This is a genomic window from Stappia sp. ABD4_338 (assembly GCF_056312175.1).
In genome coordinates, this window is record NZ_CM149982.1 from 640154 (window position 1) to 655987 (window position 15834).

General features: G+C 66.7%; 14 protein-coding genes and 1 tRNA gene. 7 read left to right on the forward strand and 8 right to left on the reverse strand.

Going from position 1 to position 15834, the window contains the following annotated elements:
• Positions 1 to 203: 203 nt before the first annotated feature.
• The 4 genes from dnaG (at position 204) to ACYX4S_RS02885 (ending at position 6846) form a co-directional block, all read left to right on the forward strand.
• Positions 204 to 2210: a DNA primase gene (gene dnaG / locus ACYX4S_RS02870; RefSeq protein ID WP_476361819.1), complete on the forward strand. Its 2007-nt coding sequence runs from the start codon at positions 204 to 206 to the stop codon at positions 2208 to 2210.
• A 499-nt stretch (positions 2211 to 2709) separates the two neighbouring features.
• The gene (gene rpoD, locus ACYX4S_RS02875) at positions 2710 to 4749 is read left to right on the forward strand and encodes an RNA polymerase sigma factor RpoD (protein WP_476361820.1); all 2040 of its coding nucleotides are present in this window, start codon (positions 2710 to 2712) and stop codon (positions 4747 to 4749) included.
• Positions 4750 to 4758: 9 nt separating this feature from the next.
• The gene (locus tag ACYX4S_RS02880) at positions 4759 to 5352 is read left to right on the forward strand and encodes a hypothetical protein (RefSeq protein WP_476361821.1); all 594 of its coding nucleotides are present in this window, start codon (positions 4759 to 4761) and stop codon (positions 5350 to 5352) included.
• A gap of 135 nt (positions 5353 to 5487) precedes the next feature.
• Positions 5488 to 6846 carry a DUF930 domain-containing protein gene (locus ACYX4S_RS02885; RefSeq protein WP_476361822.1) on the forward strand — a complete coding sequence of 453 codons (1359 nt, stop codon included), beginning with the start codon at positions 5488 to 5490 and terminating at the stop codon, positions 6844 to 6846.
• An 8-nt stretch (positions 6847 to 6854) separates the two neighbouring features.
• Here the strand turns inward: ACYX4S_RS02885 and cueR are convergent, their stop codons facing one another.
• Positions 6855 to 7238: a Cu(I)-responsive transcriptional regulator gene (gene cueR / locus ACYX4S_RS02890; RefSeq protein WP_476361823.1), complete on the reverse strand. Its 384-nt coding sequence runs from the start codon at positions 7236 to 7238 to the stop codon at positions 6855 to 6857.
• Between the two features lie 221 nt (positions 7239 to 7459).
• Between cueR and ACYX4S_RS02895 the strand changes: the two genes are divergently transcribed.
• Positions 7460 to 7849, forward strand: coding sequence for a DoxX family protein (locus ACYX4S_RS02895; RefSeq protein ID WP_476361824.1), 390 nt, complete (start codon positions 7460 to 7462; stop codon positions 7847 to 7849).
• A 24-nt stretch (positions 7850 to 7873) separates the two neighbouring features.
• Positions 7874 to 8977 (forward strand): FAD-dependent oxidoreductase, encoded by a 1104-nt coding sequence (locus tag ACYX4S_RS02900; protein ID WP_476361825.1) that lies wholly within the window; start codon positions 7874 to 7876, stop codon positions 8975 to 8977.
• A 36-nt stretch (positions 8978 to 9013) separates the two neighbouring features.
• Here ACYX4S_RS02900 and ACYX4S_RS02905 read toward each other — a convergent pair whose 3' ends face one another.
• The 5 genes from ACYX4S_RS02905 to ACYX4S_RS02925 form a co-directional block, all read right to left on the reverse strand.
• Positions 9014 to 9538: a cytochrome b gene (locus ACYX4S_RS02905; protein WP_476361826.1), complete on the reverse strand. Its 525-nt coding sequence runs from the start codon at positions 9536 to 9538 to the stop codon at positions 9014 to 9016.
• Between the two features lie 213 nt (positions 9539 to 9751).
• Positions 9752 to 10621, reverse strand: a complete 870-nt coding sequence (gene speE, locus ACYX4S_RS02910; RefSeq protein WP_476361827.1) for a polyamine aminopropyltransferase — start codon at positions 10619 to 10621, stop codon at positions 9752 to 9754.
• Positions 10618 to 11142 carry an adenosylmethionine decarboxylase gene (gene speD / locus ACYX4S_RS02915; RefSeq protein ID WP_293724111.1) on the reverse strand — a complete coding sequence of 175 codons (525 nt, stop codon included), beginning with the start codon at positions 11140 to 11142 and terminating at the stop codon, positions 10618 to 10620. The genes speE and speD overlap by 4 nt, the downstream gene beginning before the upstream one ends.
• A gap of 246 nt (positions 11143 to 11388) precedes the next feature.
• Entirely contained in the window at positions 11389 to 12171 is a 783-nt protein-coding gene (locus ACYX4S_RS02920; RefSeq protein ID WP_476361828.1) for an SIMPL domain-containing protein, read from the reverse strand.
• Positions 12172 to 12276: 105 nt separating this feature from the next.
• Complete coding sequence (locus tag ACYX4S_RS02925) at positions 12277 to 13359, reverse strand: AI-2E family transporter (RefSeq protein ID WP_293724115.1); 1083 nt, start codon at positions 13357 to 13359, stop codon at positions 12277 to 12279.
• A gap of 347 nt (positions 13360 to 13706) precedes the next feature.
• Here ACYX4S_RS02925 and ACYX4S_RS02930 point away from each other — a divergent pair.
• Positions 13707 to 13782, forward strand: a tRNA-Ile gene (locus ACYX4S_RS02930).
• Positions 13783 to 13991: 209 nt separating this feature from the next.
• On the opposite strand, the gene ACYX4S_RS02935 is transcribed toward ACYX4S_RS02930, so the two are convergent.
• Together ACYX4S_RS02935 and ACYX4S_RS02940 are read right to left on the reverse strand one after the other, a co-directional pair.
• Positions 13992 to 14429, reverse strand: a complete 438-nt coding sequence (locus ACYX4S_RS02935) for a VOC family protein (protein WP_476361829.1) — start codon at positions 14427 to 14429, stop codon at positions 13992 to 13994.
• Between the two features lie 145 nt (positions 14430 to 14574).
• Positions 14575 to 15831: a dihydrolipoamide acetyltransferase family protein gene (locus ACYX4S_RS02940; protein WP_476361830.1), complete on the reverse strand. Its 1257-nt coding sequence runs from the start codon at positions 15829 to 15831 to the stop codon at positions 14575 to 14577.
• Between the last annotated feature and the right edge of the window lie 3 nt (positions 15832 to 15834).

Here is a 15834-nt window from a genome sequence, read left to right on the forward strand (position 1 = left end):
CATAGTCAACAGGCCCGCGAGGCGGAAAAGCCCGGCTTCGAGGGAGCCCGTGCTCTCCCGACGTCCGCGGGATTGCGGTCTTGTTGGCGCTCCCGATATACCCATGTACCCTTTCGCCCCTGGTGTTCTCGCAAAGAGCCGGGGCCTTTCGTGTTGCGGCCCTCCGGCGCGGCGCGCCCCTCACAACGTTCGGACAAGCGGTCATGCGTTTTTCGCCCAGTCTTCTCGACGAGATCCGTGCGCGGCTTCCGCTGTCGGAAATCGTCGCGCGGCGGGTGTCGTGGGACCGGCGCAAGTCGCAGCCCGCGCGCGGCGACTTCTGGGCCTGCTGTCCGTTCCATCAGGAAAAGACGCCGAGCTTTCACGTCGACGACCGGCGCGGGCGCTACAAGTGCTTCGGCTGCGGTGCCTCGGGCGACCACTTCCGCTTCCTGACCGAAACGGAGGGCCTGGCCTTTCCGGAGGCCGTGGAGCGGCTTGCCGAACAGTCGGGCGTTCCGCTGCCCGCTCCCGATCCGCGTGAGGCTGCCCGCGCCGAACGCCGGGCCGGCCTCGCCGAGATCTGCGAGATGGCGGCCCGCTTCTTCCAGGAGCAGCTCACGCTGTCGGGAGGGGAGGCTGCCCGCGCCTATGTGGCCCGCCGGCGGCTGAAGCCCGAGACCTTGCGCGAGTTCCGCATCGGCTTTGCCCCTTCCGCGCGCGATGCGCTGAAGCGCCACCTGGTGTCGAAGGGCGTGCCGGAAGCCGACATGATCGAGGCGGGGCTGGTGATCCGGCCGGACGACGGGCGCGCCTCCTACGACAGGTTCCGCAACCGGCTGATGATCCCGATCCAGGACGACCGGGGCCGGGTGATCGCCTTCGGCGGACGGACGCTCGATCCCGACGGGCAGCCGAAATACCTCAACTCGCCGGAGACGCCGCTGTTCCACAAGGGGCAGATGGTGTTCAACTTTCACCGCGCGCGCGAACCGGCCCACAAGAGCGGGCAGGCGATCGTGGTGGAGGGCTATCTCGACGCGATCGCGGTCGCCCAGGCGGGCATGGGCAATGTGGTCGCCGCGCTTGGCACCGCCTTCACCGAGGAGCAGGTCGGACGGCTGTGGCGTCTCGCGCCCGAGCCGGTGATCTGCTTCGACGGCGATGCGGCCGGTGTCTCGGCGGCGCATCGCGCGGTCGACCGTATCCTGCCGGGGCTGAGAAGCGGTCACTCCTTCGGTTTCGTGTTCCTGCCGGACGGCAAGGACCCGGACGACCTGATCAACGAGGGCGGCATTTCCGCCTTCACGGCCCAGCTCGGCGAGGCGCGCCCGCTCATCGACGTGCTGTGGGAGCGTGAGGTGCAGGCCGCGCGCATCGACACGCCCGAGCGCCGGGCCGCGCTGGAAAAGGCCCTCGACGACCTCACGCGCACGATCACGGACGAGCGCGTGCGGCGCGGCTATCAGCTCGACATCCGCCTGCGCCTTTCCAACCTTTTCTATCAGCAGGGGCGGGCGCGGCGCGAGGGCTCGCAGAACCGGCGTGCGGGCCAGGGCGGTGCGGTGCCGTTCGGCGAGCCGGCGGCGCCGGCGCGCGGCTCCGACCTGCCCGACAGTTCGCTGTTCGGCAACGAGCGTACGTTGTGCGGCCTGTGCCTGCGTTATCCGGACCTGCTCGAACGTCATGTGGAGCGGGTGAGCAGCGCGGTTTTCGGCGACACGTTGCATGCGGGATTTCGCGACGAACTCTGCCGCATCGCCACGGATCTCGAGGACGTGCCGGTCAGCGGGTTCTATGAGACCCTCGACCAGCGCTTCTTCCAGATCCTTTCCGAGGCGCTCGACGGGCAAGCCTCCGAGGGGCAGGCGCCGGGAAGTCGCGAGGCGGCCGCGCGCGGCCAGTCGCGCTTCCGCGACCTGCTGCAGCGGCTGCCGATCCTGAGACACGATCCGCCGCCCGATTTCATCGAGGACCTGTTCTGCCACCTGCTCGACGTCCTGGAAACGCGCGCCCTGGCGGAGGATCTGGACGCGGAAATGGCGGCGCTTTCGGAAAGTCTCGACGAGACCGGCTGGGAGCGCATCCGTGCACAGTCGCAGGACCTCGCGCGGCGGCGGGAGGAATGCGCGCGCGCGGAACAGGAGCTTGCGGACCGGGCCAGGGTGATTCGCGCCGCGCGCCCGGCAAGCATGTCGGGGCTCGCTGCGGCTGCTGGCGCTCGGGGGTAGGGGCCGTTGCCGGGCCCGGGACCGCGCAAACCGTGCGTCGAATCGATTGACGGGCCACGAATCACTCTTGCGAATCCAGCCGTCTGCGCTACATAGGATCCTCAGGCAGCAAACAACGTCGCGCACGGCCGGTCATGGGACATGCGATCCCGCGAGCACCAGATGCCAACAGCGACAGGAAGTCATTGGGCTGCCCGAAAACCCTGAGGCCGGGTCCTCCGCCCGTCACCGCGTTGTCCGCGGGGATGCGTGGTGGCGTGATCCTGCGACTTGTCAAAACGAATGGCAGGGTTAAGTGGCACTTAACGGTCACCGACTAAATGTGTGAATTCAGTTCCCCCTCCGGACCGTGTCCGGTGCGCGGGGCAGGTTCGCATGTGGCCCGTCCGGATCTCGCGAAGCGGCGCGCGAGGCGGGATGAGAGGCCGGGGCGGACCGGACAGAGTTGATGAGCGACAGCGCAAGGCCCCCTGTGCGGGCCGGCGGGCCGGAGAAAAACATGGCAGCGAAAGCAACCCAGGCGGAAGACTCCCAGGAAACCCCGGGCGAGAGCTCTGACGGTCCGCTTCTGGATCTGTCCGATGCCGCCGTCAAGCGGATGATCAAGGTCGCGAAGAAGCGCGGCTACGTGACCTACGAGGAGCTCAACGAGGTCCTTCCTTCCGAGGAAGTGACGTCCGAGCAGATCGAGGACACGATGGCGATGCTCTCCGACATGGGCATCAACGTCATCGAGGAAGAAGAGGCGGAGGAAGCCCAGGCGGAGGAAAGCCAGGGTGGCGAGATCGCGGAGGTCAGCCCGACCGCCGTGACGAAGACCGCTGCCAAGGAGCCGGCCGACCGTACCGACGACCCGGTGCGCATGTACCTGCGCGAGATGGGCTCGGTGGAGCTGCTGTCGCGCGAGGGCGAGATCGCCATCGCCAAGCGCATCGAGGCCGGTCGCGAGGCGATGATCGCGGGGCTTTGCGAAAGCCCGCTGACCTTCCAGGCCATCATCATCTGGCGTGACGAGCTCAACGAGGGCAAGGTCCTCCTGCGCGACATCATCGACCTCGAGGCGACCTATGCCGGCCCCGATTTCAAGGCCGAGGGATCCGAGGACGAGAACGACGACTCGGACGACGCCGAGGAGACCTCGGGCAGCGCGACCCCGGCCCAGCCCGCTTCGGCGACCGGCAATGCCAAGCGCGAGGAAGGCTCCTCGGGCGACGGCGAGGCTCAGGGCGAGGGTGACGGCGACGGCGAGGACGACGACGAGTTCGAGGCGAATATCTCGCTTTCCGCGATGGAGGCCGAGCTCAAGCCGAAGGTTCTCGAGACCTTCGACCGCATCGCCGACGACTACAAGAAGCTGCGCCGGCTGCAGGACCAGCTCGTCGAGAACAAGCTGGCCAACAAGACGCTGTCGCCTTCCCAGGAGCGCCGTTACCGCAAGCTCAAGGAAGAGATCATCGTCGACGTGAAGAGCCTGTCGCTCAACCAGCAGCGCATCGACGCGCTGGTCGCGCAGCTCTATGACATCAACAAGCGGCTGATGGGCTACGAGGGGCGGCTTCTGCGCCTTGCCGACAGCCATGGCGTCGATCGCGGCGACTTCCTGAAGCAGTACCAGGGCAACGAGCTCGATCCGAACTGGATCCGCAAGGTCGCGAACCTTGCCTCCAAGGGCTGGAAGAACTTCGTCGCCCAGGAAAAGGAGATGATCCGGGAGCTTCGTCAGGAAATCCAGAACCTTGCGTCCGAGACGGGGCTGGAGACGGCCGAGTTCCGCCGCATCGTGTCCATGGTGCAGAAGGGCGAGCGCGAGGCGCGCATCGCCAAGAAGGAGATGGTCGAGGCCAACCTGCGTCTCGTGATCTCGATCGCCAAGAAGTACACGAACCGCGGCCTGCAGTTCCTGGATCTCATCCAGGAAGGCAACATCGGCCTGATGAAGGCGGTCGATAAGTTCGAGTACCGGCGCGGCTACAAGTTCTCGACCTACGCCACCTGGTGGATCCGGCAGGCGATCACGCGGTCCATCGCGGATCAGGCCCGCACGATCCGTATTCCGGTGCACATGATCGAGACGATCAACAAGATCGTGCGTACCTCGCGCCAGATGCTGCACGAGATCGGCCGCGAGCCGACTCCGGAGGAACTGGCCGAGAAGCTGCAGATGCCGCTCGAGAAGGTGCGCAAGGTCCTCAAGATCGCCAAGGAGCCGATCTCGCTCGAGACGCCGATCGGCGACGAGGAAGACAGCCACCTGGGCGACTTCATCGAGGACAAGAACGCGGTCCTGCCCATCGATGCCGCGATCCAGTCGAACCTGCGCGAGACGACGACCCGCGTGCTGGCCTCGCTCACGCCGCGCGAGGAGCGCGTGCTGCGCATGCGCTTCGGTATCGGCATGAACACCGACCACACGCTTGAGGAAGTCGGCCAGCAGTTCTCGGTGACGCGCGAGCGTATCCGCCAGATCGAGGCGAAGGCGCTCCGCAAGCTCAAGCACCCGTCGCGGTCGCGCAAGCTGCGCTCGTTCCTCGACAGCTAAGACCAGGGCATGGCAGCAGGCGGACCCTCCGGCCGTCCGGCATGGGGCGTGATCACCGTCTGCTGCCTGCTCGTCTCCACGACGTTCGTCCACTGCTCCAGCTCGTTTCACGGTGTCGGCTTCATTCCCGCACCCGGCTATGTCGCCAGTGTCGCGCCTCTTGCCTGGGGCGCCGGCGTTGCCGTCGGTCTCGCCTGCCTGGGGCTTGCGCTTGCCGGCGACATTGACATTTTCGACCGGCTTCCCCTCGTGCCGCCGCTCAGCCGCACGAGCAAGTGGATCGCGGTGGTTTTCGCTTTTCTGGTGCTGGGGATCGGCACGGTCGACACGGTGTCGAGCGGTCCGCCGATCGTGGCCGCCCTGACGTCCGGCAAACGAATGTCGAAGGTCTGTGCGGTAAAGGATCCGCGTGCAAAAGCCAGTCGCGGATGTTATTCGCGGATCATTCTTGCCGACCTTCCCTGGATGTATTCCCAGGTCTGCCGTCTCGACGAGACCCTGCGCGCCACGCTGGAACCCGGGTCGCATCTGATGGCGGAAGGCTACGGGACGCCCGATGGCCGGTTCATCCGGGACTTCCGGGCTGCTGTTTCACCGAACTGACGACGCTCCTTCATGCCGGATCAGGTCATGCCCTCCGATCATTCGCCCGAAAGGTCCGCGAGCCCCGCGCAAGACCGCGACACGGGTGAACGCACCGCCTCCCATTTTGATGCGAGAGCGGATAGGAGAGGGGGCATGGACACACCCGAACCCTTCTGGATGAGGTACATGGGCGCGGGCCTCGCGCTCTCGATCCTGTTGCATCTGGTGGCGGGCTATCTGCTGGTTCACGGTATCGAGGCCTCACGGACACTGCCGGCCATTCGGGAAGAACCGGTCGAGGTGACCATGGTCTCGCCGGAAGAACTGGCCGAGGCGGAGGAAAAGGCAGCCGAGGAAGAGGTCGCGCGGGAAGACGAACAGCCCGAGGCGCCGCCACCGCCCGAAGAGCAGAATCTGGAAGAGCAAAGCCCCGAAGACCGGAAAGACGAGCAGGCATCCCCCGAGACGCCGGAGGCCGAGGAAACGGCCCGGGATGCCGCGCCTGAGCCCGAACCGGAAGCAGAACCCGAGGCGGTCCCCGAGCCCGGGGCTCCCGAGGTACGGGAAGAGGAACAGACGCCGGACGAGCCGGCTTCGGAGGAGGCGGCTGAAGATCAGCCCTCGACTGATGAGCCCGCCGCATCGCCGCAGTCCCCCGGGGCGGAGGCTCCCGAGCGTCAGGATATGCGTGTCCCTCAGCCGGTGACCGAGTTCGGCGAGGAGGACAGCGGCAATCGCGAACTCGATGGCGGCAGCGCGCAGGATGCTCCCGCCAACGGGGAGGGGGAAGCCGCCGGGGAGCCGGCGGACCAGGCCGATGACGGGTCGGCGGAGGCCGCCGACGAAACGTCGGCCGAGGTCGAGGACATGCCCGAGGGGCCGGAGAATGCGGATGCTCCCGAAAACGCCGATGCGCCCGAAGCCTCGGCGCCGGAGGTTCTGGAGGCCGGTCCTTCGGACGGTGACACGGACACGCTCGGGATGCCGGCCGGAGAGCCAGGCACGGCCGCAAGCGGGGTCCCGCGCGAAAAACCCGCCGACATCGCGGAGATCGCGGCGCGGGCGCGGGTTGCCCCTGCCCAGGCCAGCCGGACCCAGGCCGTGCCGGACGACCAGTTGCCGCCGGGCGTTTCCGTTCCCGGCTCCGGGATCGGCCAGTCGGGCGGGCGGATCCTTTCCCATGCCGTGTCAAACGACCCGCGCGTCCGCACAGCCATGCGTGGAATGTCGCGCGTGATGCGTGCCGCTTCCTTGTGCACGACCGAACTTAAGAGTCAGTTGCAGATGGCGACGCCGTCCTACAACGCCGACATCCTGCCCTCGTTCCGTCAGCTCGAGGGCAATGTGCTGCAGCCGCGCCGGGCGGCGTTCCGTGCCGCCGGGCAATGGTACGAGCTCTCCTTCCGCTGCGAGCTCAATCAGCAGATCACCCGCGTCGAGCGCTTCAGCTTCCGGGTCGGTGCGCCCATCCCGCGCTCCCAGTGGCGCGAGCGCGGCTTTCCGCTCAACTGAGACGGCGTTCAGCGGGCGAGGTCGTCGAGGATCGGGCAGTCCGGCCGGTCGTCGCCGTGGCAGCATTCGACCAGTCGTGAGAGCGTGGCGCGCATGGACTGGAGCTCGGCGATCTTGCGATCCACCTCGCGGATCTTCTCCTGTGCGACGCGCTTCACGTCGGCGCTGGCGCGCTGCTCGTTGTCGTAGAGGGAGAGCAGCGCGCGGCATTCCTCGATGGTGAAGCCGAGCCCACGGGCGCGCTGCACGAAGCGCAGCCGGTGCACGTCCTCCTCGGAATAGTCGCGGTAGCCGTTGGCCGCGCGTGCCGGGCGCACAAGCGCGATGTCCTCGTAGTAGCGGATCGTCTTGGCCGGCAGCTCGGAGCGCGCGGCCGCCTCGCCGATGTTCATCGTGACGGTCTCCTGTTCCTGTTTTTCCTATCTGATCCTTCCTGTAACTGGAAGGTCAAGGGGCGTTGCCAACCGCCCAAACGGTGGACAGCCGGGAAACGGCTGCAAGGAAGGGCTGTGGTGGCGAGGATCGGCTTGATAGGGTGGCCTGAACCCGTGCTTTAAAGGTGCGGCGGGAACCTGTGTCCATCGCTGTCGCGCGCTATCATCCGGAGACCGACATGATCTTTCTTCGTTCCTATTCGCCCTTCCTGCTCAGCGTGTTCCGGATCATGGCCGGGGCGCTCTTCCTCCAGCACGGCACGAGCAAGTACCTGAGCCTGCCCGTGACGCAGATGTCCGGCGTTTCGCCGATGACCATGGGTGGTGCCGCCGGCATCATCGAACTGGTCTGCGGCGCACTGATCGTGCTGGGCCTGTTCACGCGCCCGGCCGCCTTCCTCGCCTCCGGCACGATGGCGGTCGCCTATTTCATGGTCCACGCGCCGCAGAACTTCTATCCGATCCTCAACGGTGGCGAGCTGGCCGCGCTCTACTGCTTCTCCTTCCTCTACCTCGCTGCCGCCGGCCCCGGTCCGCTCAGCATCGACCGCCTGCGCGGCGCGGCCTGAAACTGAACCCTGGAGGAGGCCGGCATGAAGGTCATCGTCGTCGGGGCCGGGATCTCCGGCCTGTCCACCGCCTGGTCGCTCGCGAAGGCGGGGGCCGAGGTGACGCTTCTCGAGCAGGGGAGCGCCATCCCCAGCCCCATGTCGGCCTCCGGCGACCAGCACCGCATCATCCGCCGCGCCTATGGCGGACAGACCGGCTACCAGAGGCGTATCGGCGAGGCCTATGAGGCCTGGGACGAACTGTGGTCGGATCTGGGCGAGAAGCATCTGGTCGACACCGGGTTCCTGCTCGTCTCCCAGACGGGCGCGGACCAGTCGATCGCCTTTCGCGACAGCCTGGAGGCCGGAGGGTACCCGGTCGAGCGGATGAGTGCGGGAGAGGCGGTCGCACGCCACCCGTATCTCGACCCGGACACGGTGCATTCGGCCGCCTTCAGTCCCGAGGGCGGTGTGCTGCTGTGCCGGCGCATCGGCAGCGGGATTGCCTCATGGCTGCGCGACGCCGGCGCCGTGGTGCGCGACAACGCCCGCGTGGTCGCGCTTGACCGGGATGCGGCGAGCGTCCGGCTCGAGACCGGCGAGGAGCTTTTGGCCGACCGGCTGGTGGTGACCGCCGGTGCCTGGGTGCTCAAGCTCCTGCCGGAGCTTGGCCGTCATCTCACCGGCTATCGAACGGCGGTGGCCTACCTGAGGCCGCCCGAGGACCTGCGCGCCGCCTGGGAGGCCTCGCCGGTGCTTCTCGACACCGGCGGCACGGTGGACGGCTACGTGCTGCCGCCCGTGGCGGGAACCGGGCTCAAGGTTGGGGCCGGCCTGCATAAGGTGAAATCGGGAGACGCCGATGCCCGGCGCGTGCTGGAGCCCGGTGAGGGCGAGCGGTTGCGCGGTCTCTTCTCGCCGCCCTTTGCCCGCATCGATGAGTATGCGGTGGAGGACGTGGTCACCTGCGCCTACACCTTCACGCGGGACGAGCATTTCTTCCTGGAGGCGGGCGCGCGCAGCCTCGTGGTGTCGGCCTGCTCGGGGCACGGCTACAAGTTCGGAGCCGCGGTCGGGCGCCGGGTCGCGCAAGGGGTGCTGAGCGGCGACGCGGCCGGCTTGCGCCAGTGGTTGGAGGCGCGCGACTGAGCGCGCCTCGCTCTTGTCGATTGCTGAAATCCGTGATCAGCGTCCGGCGAAGCTCATGCGGCTCATGACGTCATCCTTCAGCACGAAGCGGTGCCAGAGGGCTGCGAGCACATGCAGCGTGATCAGCACGATAAAGACCGGCTTGAGTGTCTCGTGGAGCTCGCCGGAGATATGAACGCCGCCGTACCACGCCACCAGCCCGGTGACGGGAGCCGCCAGCAGCAACGCATAGAAAAGCGCGTAGGTCGCTCGCATGGCCAGAAGCAGCGGTGCAGCCAGGGCGGGGGCGGGCGGTGCGGCGCGCGTCAGGCGCAGGGCGAGGCGGGCGAGTGTGAGCGCGAGAACGGCGACGCCGACCCAGATGTGCAGATTGCCCATCAGCCAGACGAGCGTGGACGGGATCTCGCCGTCACGCAGCGTGTGCCCGTAGTCCTTGATCGATTCCCCGAACACGAGCTGGAAGATGATCAGGGCGGCAATGATCCAGTGCAGCAGGACCTGGGACGTGGAATAGGCCGCGGGCGCGTCGGCGATGCCCGCGCGGTCTGAAATTTCACTCATGGCTACCTCGCAAGAGAAGGATGGCTGGTGTCTCGCTCCGCCCGCCCGTCCCGGCCGGCGCAGCGACAATACTCGCATTTGTTCGCAAGTATGTACCGGTCCTGTCGCAAGATGTAACCGGCGCAGGGAAAGTGCGGTGAAAACGTAAAAAAGCCCGCGCGACAGGCTCGCGCGGGCTTTGGAGCGTCCATGATCCGTGGGTGTGGGCGGATGCTAGCCGGCCCGCCCCTTCTCCACCAGATCGCGGATGAATCGCGGAAGCGCGAAGGCGGCCGCGTGGACCTCCGGCGTGTAGTAGCGGGTCTCGAGGCCGGCGGCGGTGAAACGCTCGTCCAGCGTCTCGAGCGACACGCGGCGCAGGTCCGGATTGTCGCTTGCCCAGCCAAGGGCCATGTGCCCGCCGAAGTAGGTCGGGATGGCGGCGATATAGGCGCCCGCATCCTTGTAGATGGATGTGAAATGCCCGATCGAGGAAACGAGTTCGTCCGGCTGCAGGAAGGGGACACCGTTCTGGGTCACCAGAACGCCGCCCGGCTTCAGGCAGCGGTGGACGCCGGCGTAGAACTCCCTGGTGAAGAGCACCTCGCCGGGGCCGTCCGGGTCGGTGCTGTCCACCAGCACCACGTCGAAACGGCGATCCGTCTCGGCGACGAAGCGGGCTCCGTCGGCGATAACGAGATCGAAGCGGTCATCGTCGAAGACGGGGGCGTTGAACTCGCCGAACTGCTCCCGGGAGAAATCGACGACCGCGCTGTCGATCTCGACCTGGGTAAGGCGCTCGATGCCCTTGTGCTTGAGCGCCTCCTCGGCCATGCCGCAGTCGCCGCCGCCGACAATGAGCACCTCGCGCGCCGCGCCATGGGCGAGGATCGGCACATGGGCCATCATCTCGTGGTAGATGAACTCGTCGCCGGTGGTCACCTGGGTGATGCCATCGAGCATCAGCACCTTGCCGAACACCGGATTGGTGAACAGCACGAGATCCTGATGCTCGGACCGGCTCTGGAACAGGATGTCCTCGCAGTCGTACTGAACCTGCACGCCGGGATAGAGCGTTTCCGCGAAAATCAGCCCCTGGCTCATTCCACCTCCTTGCCGCGCAGCAATTCGCTGACGGCGGTGCGCCCGGGACGGAAGGCCCGCCTCAGCACCTCGACGCAGGCCTCGGGCCTGGCGTCGCCACACATGAAGACGTCGAAGGCGGCATAGCCGGCCTCGGGCCAGGTATGCACCGAGATGTGGCTTTCCGCGAGCACCGCGACACCGCTCACGCCCTCGGGCTGGAACGGATGCAGATGAATGTGCAGCAGTGTCGCCCCCGACTCCGTGACGCAGGTCCGCAACGCTTCCTCGATATAGGGAAGGTCGTCCAGACGCTCGGCGTCATAGAGGTCGATGATAAAATGCGCGCCCGCGCAACGAATGCCGTCCTTCTCGATGAAGTGATCGAGGCGGTCGACCTCCGCGGCAGTGCGGGGTGCGGTTCGTGTCGTGTCTTCCGTATGGGTGGTGCTTCTCGGCTCGCCGTAGGCGGACAGGGTCCGCTCGTCACCGGCATGAGCCTCCAAGTCCATCCCCAATTGGAAGAGGCCGTCGTCAGACATGGCGGTCTCCCCAACCAGCAGATGAAACCCGGGGTTATCCCGAAGGCCCTTCGTATAAGGCCCGATTCGGGGAAATTCAATGGCCGTGAATGAAAAAAGAGCGAAAACACCCTCGAGAACGCAAGAAGATCTCAAGGTTTTTTGAAGAGCCGGCTAATAATATCCGAAATCGTTAGCCGGAAAATAATTCCGGCCGTCGCGCGTATCCGCTGCCGGAGTGCGCGCGACGGCCGGTTGTGTGCTGCTTTACTGCTTCAGTTCCCAGCTCACGTTTACCCGGATCGAAAGCTCGCTCTCGCCTGCCTCGATGGGGGCAGGGGCCGCGGCATCGGCGCCCTTGAACTCGGCGCGGGCCATCATCATCACCGGCCGGGGGCCGTGGTCCTGCTCGTTGATGGACAGCACCCGGCCAAGCTCGACGCCGGCCGCCTCGGCGTAGAGCTTTGCCTTGCGCATGGCGTCGGCCATGGCCTCCTTGCGCGCCTCGTCCTTGAGCTTGCCAGCCTCGCTGACGATGAAGCTGACGCCGCCGATCTGGTTGGCGCCGTCGCGCACCATGACGTCGAGCAGCCCGCCCAGCTTGGAGAGATCGCGCACACGCACGTTGACCGAGTTGGAGACGCGGTAGCCGACCAGCTCCTGGCGGTACTCCTGGGGATCGGAGCTCTTCACGCGGGCATAGCGCGGCGAGACATTGAAGCCGGAGGTCTGGATGTCGCGGGCCTCGATGCCGGCTTCCTTGATCCGCGCGACGACCTCGGCCATTGCGGTGGAATTCGCGGTCATCGCCTCGGCCGCCGTGTCCGCGTCACTGACGACGCCGCTGGAGACCATCGCCATGTCCGGAGCGGCGGTGACGCTGCCCTCGCCGGCGATGTCGATCGTGGCGACACGGGGCTCCTCGGCCAGGGCGGGGCCGGTCGCCGACAGGGCAAGCGGGAGAGCGGCAAGCCCGGCGATTGCGGCAAGTCGGGCAATTCCCGATGCGCGCGAGGTCGTGTGGCGGGGTGCAAGCGGCAGCGTCTTCATTACGTCTCTCCGGTCGAAAATGGCTTTGTTCACGGGCGGTTGCCCTGGAGGCCAAACCCTAGACCGGCAAATGCGGCACCCGCATGACGTGCGCTTGAAACGGCTTCAGGGGAACGGTTCGTCCACTTCGTCGGGGTCGAGCGCCACGGGATCGCCCACCTCGCCATCGGCGGATAGCAGCACGGCGACCGGTCGGGAGGCGGGAAATTGCGCGCAGATGATGAGCACCATCACCGTGAGCGGCACGCAGAGCACCATGCCCGTAACGCCCCAGATCGCGCCCCAGAGGCTCAGCGACAGCATGATGACCAGGCCGGACAGGTTCAGGCTGTTGCCCATGAGGCGCGGCTCGACCAGGTTGCCGATGGCGAACTGGATGGCCCCGAGGCCGACGCTGATCACCAGAAAGGGCGTCAGGCTGTCGAAATAGACCAGCGAAAGAAGGCTCGGAAACACCACCGCCGTCAGCGAGCCTATGGTGGGAATGTAGTTGAGCAGGAACGCGATGAAGCCGAAGAGCGCCGCGTAGGGAAGTCCCAGAAGTGTCAGCAGGCCGGCGGTGAGAAGCCCCGTGAGCACGCTCACGCCGGTCTTGATGCCGAGGTAATGACGCAGGGCGTCCGTGATGCGGCGCCGGATGTGGAAGGCGAGGCGCGCCTGGTCGGACGTGGCGAAGAGACGGCGCATCTTCCGGTCGAACGTCGACTGTTCCAGCAGCAGGAACAGAACATAGATGAACACCAGCGACGCGGATCCCGCGACGGTGGTCAGGGCGTTGGCTCCGGCGGTGATGGATCGGTTGAGGAAGTTGTCGGGCAGCAGGTCGCGCAGCTCGATGGGGTCGGCGAGCCCAAGCTTGTGGGAATAGGTGCTGAAGAGGCTTTCAAGCCGGGCCTGGTAGACCGGTGCGTCGCCGGCAAGCTCGGTCAGATTGGCAGTGACGATGTCCACCACGACGATGGAAATGCCGAAGATCACCGCGATCGCGGCGGTCACGGCCAAGACCCTGGGAGGACGCAGCGGCCCGAGCGGCAGGGCGCGGATGCCTTCCGCGAGGGCGGTGATGAGATACCACACCAGCAGCGCTATGATGAAGGGGAGCAGCAGCGATCGTCCGACCACAAGCAGCCAGCCGACAAGGGTGACGCAGACCAGGGTCAGGGTCAGTACGATCGGAAAGCGCGGCATTGTCCTGCGAATCCTGTTCTGCCCTGCGGGCATCGTCGCATGTCGATCCCTTCGAAGGTCGTGCGGAGTTTCCGCCAAGCCATGCAGGAGGTCCGGGGCAAGGTCAAGCGTGGGCGCGCGTCCGGTGGTGTCTGGACCCGCTGCCCGCCTGAACCGTGGGGAGAGGCGCGCGCCCGCTTGCATGGCGGTAAAGGGGTGATATACGAAGAAGGTGCCGGGCCGGACAGGTTGCGCCGGGTGCCGGATCACGCGTCATGAGGGGCGTGGTGCGGGACGCGGGGTTCTGGACGCGGTGCCGGTACAACCGTTCCGTCGGAACGCCTTGCGGCGTGTCGACCGGATGCGACGGGCCTGTAGCTCAATGGTTAGAGCCGTCCGCTCATAACGGATTGGTTGCAGGTTCGAGTCCTGCCGGGCCCACCACCTCCCTACAGTCAGTCTTGCGCTGTGAAACCTGGTGTGTTCGGGCACGCGGCCGTGTGCGGCGGGGGCTCGCTGTTTCGGGGATCCCCAGGGCGTCGTCCCCCGGAAAACCCGCCGCGTCGAAATTGAGGCGTGGTCCCGGCCGGCGCGGGACCGCCGTCCGGGCCGTTCATGAATGCCGGTGATCGTGCCGTCGTGGGACGGCCTTTTCAGCTCTCGATCAGTTCGAGCACCAGTCCGTCGCCAGGGTTGCGCAGGTAGGCGATACGCTTGCCCTTGTTCGGACCGGCGTCGATGACGACGACCTCTCCGAGCAATTCCAGTGACCACGCGAAGCAGTCCTTGAGCGTCGCGTCGATATCATCGACATCGAAGCCCAGATGAAGCGAGCCGAGGTCGCAGGGACGCGGGCGGAAGTCGCCACGCGCCGATGGACCAGAGTAGCACAACAACTCCAGCGTTGCCGCGCCGTTGCGCATATAGGCGATTTCGACCCTGGCGTCCGGAACGCCGATGACACGTGAGATCAGGTCGGGGTTCCTAGGCGCGCGGGAGATGGTTTCAAATCCGAAGAGCTCGCGAAACATCTTCTCGGCGCGATCGAGGTCGGCCACCGTAATGCCGGTGTGGTTGAGCGTGACAGGCATGCGGATCTTCCTTTTTAGCAAATGGCGAAGACGTGCGACCGCCGGCGGCGGCTCGGGGGGAGAGCCAGGGCCGCCGGCGGGGTCGGAACCGGTACGGAGGCCCCGGTTCCGGACGCTTCTGCGGCCCGGGGGCCGCACCCTGACCTCAGGAGGCCAGCAGCAACGGTGCCTCGATGAAGGACTTCAGACGCTGGAGAAGCCGGGCGCCCACTGAGCCGTCGATCGCCCTGTGGTCCACGGACAGGGTGAGCCGCAACCGCCGCACCTCCACGGCCTGGCCGTTGTGCAACGCCAGTTCGCTTTCGATCGTCCCGACGGCGAGGTTCATGCTCTGGGGGGGATTGATGATCGCGGAGAAGGCACTGACCCCGAACATGCCGAGGTTCGAGATCCCGGCGAGCCCGCCGGAGTACTCCTGCGGCGAGAGCTTTCCGGCCCGGGCACGTTCGATTGCCTCGCGCGCGGCGGAGGAAAGCGCACCGGGCGAGAGACGGGCGGCATCGCGCAGGATGGGCGTTATCAGCCCGCCTTCCAGAGCGACCGCCAGGCCGATGTCGACGCTCGTGTGGCGAACCAGCCCTTCCTCGCTCCATGTCACCATTGTATCCGGGGTGGCGGCGATGGCCAGCGCATATGCCTTCATGACCAGGTCGTTGACGGTGACCTTCGCCTCCGAGCCCGAGGAGGCCAGAGCCTCATTGAGCGTCCGGCGCATGTCGAGCAGCGCATCCGCGTCGCAGCGGATCTCGAGATAGAAGTGCGGCACCGTCTGCTTGGCCTCGACCAGGCGTGCGGCAATGGTGCGCCGCATGGCACCGTGCGGTTCCACGCAGGCCGAAGCTGCGGCCATGTGCATGACCGTGGCAGGAGCGGCGGCCTCTCCGGCGGCGGCAGTCGGGGCCTGCGTCTCCTCGCGAACCTGCCGCTCGGCCGCCTCGCGAATGTCGGCGGCCAGAATCCGTCCCTTCGGCCCGGTTCCCCTCAGTCCTTCGGTCTCCACCGACATTTCCCGGGCAAGCCGTCTCGCGAGTGGCGAAATGCGCCGGAGCGGCCGGTCCTGGATGTCCTGACCGCCGACATCCTCTTGCAATGGGGAGGTCGCGTCGGAGGACATCCCGGCCGCAGCCGGGGGCTCCGTCGTTGCCGGCGGCGCGGCACTCGCGCCCGCGCCGATGATGCCGATCGGGGTCTCCACCGGAACGTCGTTGGTGCCGCCGGGCACCAGGATCTGCTCCAGAACGCCGTCGGCGGGAGCCTCGATGTCCATGGCGGCCTTGTCGGTCTCCAGCTCCGCAAGGACATCGCCCTGCTTGACGGCGGTGCCGGGCTCGACGTGCCAGCACACCAGCTTGCCGGTGGCCATGTCCGGCGAGATCGCCGGCATCAGGATATTGACGGTCATGGC